The organism is Moraxella sp. HMSC061H09, from assembly GCF_001809255.1.
In the GTDB taxonomy this organism is placed as follows: Bacteria; Pseudomonadota; Gammaproteobacteria; order Pseudomonadales; family Moraxellaceae; genus Moraxella; species Moraxella catarrhalis.
This window is the reverse complement of the sequence record NZ_KV796829.1, coordinates 1-485: the sequence shown is the minus strand read 5'-3', so window position 1 is coordinate 485 and position 485 is coordinate 1. Positions and strand designations below refer to the sequence as shown.

The following is a 485-nucleotide window of genomic DNA, read 5'->3' as shown; positions in this document are numbered from 1 at the left end:
TTTTTCGGATTTAGAATAACACTTTGACTTTCTTGTAAATCTTGCTATGAAATGCCTAATGAGACTATTATAGCCCTCTATGGTAAAAGTTTGAGCTTTGCTTGTTATATGTTTTGGCTTTAAAATGACTTGACGATAAGATTTCCAGTAGTCACTAAAAAACAGTTGAATGTTATGGGTATTTAACTGCTGATAAAGTCGTTTAAAGGTGTTAGTGTCTGTTTTACCACAGACAAAGCCTAAGATTTGTTTACTGTTTGTATCAATGGCTTGTTTTTTAATGCCATTACTTTTTTGGTTGCTTCGTTGCTTCACAGAAAAATAGTGATGGCAACCTTTGCATTTGTATCGTTGTTTGCCATTGCCCAAGCCTGCTTTTACAAATGACATTTTGGGCAATTATTAAATGTTTCGTTCACAAGTTTCTTTGTGCTATGGTAAAGTATTGAGCTATTTTAACTTGGGTATTGTTTTTTAACAATACC

General features: G+C 33.0%; 1 protein-coding gene. It reads right to left on the bottom strand.

Annotated features, from left to right (window positions below; translation table 11 throughout):
- A partial coding sequence (locus HMPREF2573_RS08965) for an IS1 family transposase (protein ID WP_148129122.1) occupies positions 1-390 on the bottom strand: 390 nt, incomplete at its 3' end.
- Between the last annotated feature and the right edge of the window lie 95 nt (positions 391-485).